Source organism: Vibrio sp. V19_P1S1T109, from assembly GCF_002241375.1.
In the GTDB taxonomy this organism is placed as follows: domain Bacteria; phylum Pseudomonadota; class Gammaproteobacteria; order Enterobacterales; family Vibrionaceae; genus Vibrio; species Vibrio anguillarum.
In genome coordinates this window covers 1-3,883 of record NZ_NDIM01000320.1, presented here as the reverse complement: position 1 = coordinate 3,883, position 3,883 = coordinate 1, and the positions used below count along the sequence as shown (strand labels likewise).

Here is a 3,883-nt window from a genome sequence, read left to right as displayed (position 1 = left end):
GCGTTGAACAGTTTGTTCTTAACAGTCGTTTAGTTTAGCCCAAGGAAATAAATAAAGTGAAAAAAATACTCATTGCGTTTGGTACACGACCTGAAGCAATTAAAATGGCGCCTCTAGTTCATCAGCTTAAACAAGATAACCGCTTCGACACAAAAGTATGCGTCACTGGCCAGCACAGGGAAATGCTTGACCAGGTTTTAGAGTTGTTTGAAGTGGTGCCTGATTTTGATCTTAATATCATGGAACCAGGGCAAACACTGACGACAGTAACGACTAAAATCTTGAACGGTATGGAAACGGTTCTAAAAGACTTTCAACCAAACATCGTCTTAGTTCATGGCGATACCGCTACAACGTTTGCGACTTCACTTGCTTGTTATTATCAGCAAATTGCAGTCGGCCACGTTGAGGCTGGGTTACGCACCGGCAATATCTATTCTCCTTGGCCTGAAGAAGCGAACCGCAAGCTTACGGGTGCATTGACTCACTATCATTTCGCACCAACGGCAACATCTCAACAAAATTTATTGGATGAAAATTATTGCCTCGAGAACATCCATATTACTGGGAATACCGTCATTGACGCCTTGTTTATGATCCGTAACAAGATTCACAACGAGCAAGATCTCAATGCTACGCTGGCACACCAGTTTCCGATGCTTGATAACAATAAAAAACTCATTCTTGTTACAGGCCACCGTCGTGAAAGTTTTGGTGATGGATTTGAGCGTATTTGTGAAGCCTTATCCATCACAGCAAAGCGTCACCCTGACTGTCAAATTCTTTATCCGGTACATCTTAATCCGAATGTTCAAGAGCCCGTCAATCGTCTTTTAAAAGGCATTGAAAACATTTTCTTAGTGGATCCACAACAGTATTTGCCCTTTGTCTATTTGATGGACAGAGCACACATCATTTTAACCGATTCCGGTGGTATTCAAGAAGAGGCACCGTCGCTAGGGAAGCCTGTATTAGTGATGAGAGACACCACCGAACGACCTGAAGCGGTAAGCGCGGGTACGGTCAAGCTGGTTGGGACTAACACACAACTGATTTGTGAAGAGTTAGACCAGTTGCTTAGTGATGAGCGCGCTTACCAACTCATGAGTCAAGCACACAATCCATACGGTGATGGCAAAGCCTGTCAACGTATCGCCGACATTCTAGCAAGATAAGATTTAAGGAAAATAAGATGTTTAATAAAGTTTCTGTGATTGGTTTAGGGTATATCGGCCTGCCAACGGCTGCCGTTATAGCCTCGCGTGGTATTGAAGTGATTGGCGTAGATGTCAATCAACACGCTGTCGATACAATCAATAAAGGTGAAATTCACATTGTCGAACCGGATTTAGATATCGTAGTTCGAAGTGCAGTGATGACTGGCAAACTAAAAGCAACTGTGACAGCTGAACCAGCTGATGCTTTCTTAGTGGCGGTACCCACACCATTTAAAGGTGATAATCACGAGCCTGATCTTAGCTATATAGAAGCCGCAGCCAAAGCGATTGCGCCAGTTCTGGAAAAAGGCAACTTGGTGGTATTGGAAAGTACTTCCCCAGTCGGTGCGACAGAAAAGCTTTCCGCATGGCTAGCAGAGGCTCGTCCTGATTTAACTTTCCCACAGCATAAAGGTGATACGGCTGACATTAAAGTAGCGCATTGCCCAGAGCGAGTTTTACCGGGTTATGTACTACAAGAATTAGTCAGTAATGACCGAGTGATTGGTGGTATGAGTAAATCTTGTAGCGAGAAAGCGATGGCTCTGTATAAAACCTTTGTTAAAGGCGAATGCATCATCAGCAACTCTCGTACGGCGGAGATGGCGAAATTAACAGAAAACTCCTTTCGCGACGTCAATATTGCATTCGCGAACGAACTTTCCCTTATTTGTGAGAAATTAAAAATCAATGTTTGGGAATTAATTAAATTGGCCAACCGCCACCCTCGGGTCAACATATTAAACCCAGGACCAGGTGTTGGCGGGCACTGTATTGCAGTTGACCCTTGGTTTATTGTTAACAGCTGCCCAGAAGAAGCAAAACTGATTGCTGCTGCTCGTCATGTTAATGATGGTAAACCACACTGGGTCGTTGATCAGGTAAAACAAGCCGCAGATCAGTTCAAAAAACCAGTCATTGCCTGCTTAGGTTTGGCCTTTAAAGCCGATATTGATGATTTACGTGAAAGCCCAGCTTTAGACATCACTTTGCATTTAGCACAAGACAATATTGGACAAATTCTAGCGGTAGAGCCAAATATCCACCAATTACCGGGTAAGTTAACAGAACATGATGTTGAGCTAGTCTCGCTAGAGCGTGCTTTAGAGTTAGCCAATATCGTTGTGGTGCTGGTTGATCACCGAGATTTTAAAGAAGCAGATAAAACGGCGTTTGCCAAGAAAGTAGTGATTGATACTCGTGGTGTTGTATAAAAGGAATTAAGATGAAAGTAACATTTTACGGTATTGGATATGTAGGCTTGGTGCAAGCGGCTGTCCTTGCCGATGCTGGCCATGACATTTGCTGCGTTGATATAGACGAAAGCCGCGTTGAAAATCTTAAAAAGGGCATTATTCCTATTTACGAGCCAGGTTTAACCGCATTGGTTGAGAAAAACTACCAAGAGGGACGCCTTAGCTTTACGACCGATCCCAAAGTTGGCGTGGATTTTGGCGATTTGCAGTTTATTGCGGTTGGCACTCCTCCAGATGAAGATGGCTCTGCGGATTTAAAGTATGTCCTTAAAGTCGCTGAAACGATTGCGACATATATGCAATCACCAAAAATTATTATTGATAAGTCAACCGTGCCAGTAGGTACTGCAGATAAAGTTAGGAATACTATCCAAGCTATACTGGATAATAAAGGGTCTAAATTAACGTTCTCCGTCGTCTCTAATCCAGAGTTTTTAAAAGAAGGTGCTGCGGTTGATGATTGTAAGCGTCCTGACCGAATAGTGATTGGTACAGACTCAAGAGAAGCCGAAGAGTTAATGCGAGAGCTTTATGCTCCTTTTAATAGAAATCATGAAAAAGTTATTGTGATGGATATTAAAAGTGCTGAACTTACTAAATATGCTGCGAATTGTATGCTTGCCACAAAAATTAGTTTCATGAATGAAATGGCAAATATTGCTGAGCGGGTGGGTGCAAACATAGAGCAAGTTCGTCAAGGGATCGGTTCTGATTCCAGAATTGGTTTTCAATTTATTTATCCTGGCTGTGGCTATGGCGGATCGTGTTTTCCTAAAGATGTACAAGCGCTAGTTCGCACTGCCGATGAAATAGGATATGAGTCTCAAATTCTCAAAGCCGTAGAAGCGGTGAATTATGCGCAGAAACATAAACTATTTGAATATATTACAAAAGAGTTTGGCCCTGATCTGTCGGGAAAAACATTCGCCATTTGGGGATTAAGTTTTAAACCAAATACGGATGATATGCGTGAAGCACCGAGTCGAGTATTGATGCAGCAGTTATGGGAGGCAGGAGCAAGAGTACAAGCCTATGACCCAAAATCGATGGAGGAAACTCAGCGCATTTATGGGAGCCGAGAGGATTTAATGCTTATGGGCACAAAAGAAGCTGCACTAACAAACGCCGATGCATTGATTATTTGTACTGAATGGCAAAGCTTTAAAGCTCCAGATTTTGTCAAAATTAAAGAGCAATTAAAACAAGCCGTATTGTTCGATGGCCGAAATCTATTTGATCCGATACGGATGACCAAAAAAGGTTTTGTTTACTATAGTATCGGTAGGAATAAGTTGTCATAAATACAACTTAAAAACCTTCTCGAACAGAGATTTTAGGTCATAGGAATGACAAATAATAAAAAAAAGGTAACGATAGGGATCTGTACCTATCGTCGCCCTGAACAATTAA

At 42.3% G+C, this 3,883-nt stretch carries 3 protein-coding genes; all 3 read left to right on the top strand.

Annotation, left to right across the window (positions count from 1 at the left end; genetic code table 11):
* Positions 1–56: 56 nt before the first annotated feature.
* From wecB to B9J87_RS15400, 3 genes are read left to right on the top strand one after another with little or no spacing between them, the layout of a single operon-like run.
* Positions 57–1,175: a non-hydrolyzing UDP-N-acetylglucosamine 2-epimerase gene (gene wecB / locus B9J87_RS15410; RefSeq protein ID WP_081265467.1), complete on the top strand. Its 1,119-nt coding sequence runs from the start codon at positions 57–59 to the stop codon at positions 1,173–1,175.
* Positions 1,176–1,192: 17 nt separating this feature from the next.
* The gene (gene vpsB / locus B9J87_RS15405) at positions 1,193–2,431 is read left to right on the top strand and encodes a UDP-N-acetyl-D-mannosamine dehydrogenase VpsB (protein WP_064624711.1); all 1,239 of its coding nucleotides are present in this window, start codon (positions 1,193–1,195) and stop codon (positions 2,429–2,431) included.
* Positions 2,432–2,442: 11 nt separating this feature from the next.
* A complete protein-coding gene (locus B9J87_RS15400; protein WP_013857366.1) occupies positions 2,443–3,774 on the top strand; it encodes a UDP-glucose dehydrogenase family protein in 1,332 nt (443 codons plus the stop codon).
* The last annotated feature ends 109 nt before the right edge of the window (positions 3,775–3,883 follow it).

Excerpts from the sequence above, each read along its gene's own strand:
- B9J87_RS15400 (WP_013857366.1), top strand. The coding sequence starts at position 2,443 with ATGAAAGTAACATTTTACGGTATTGGATATGTAGGCTTGGTGCAAGCG.
- vpsB (WP_064624711.1), top strand. The coding sequence starts at position 1,193 with ATGTTTAATAAAGTTTCTGTGATTGGTTTAGGGTATATCGGCCTGCCA.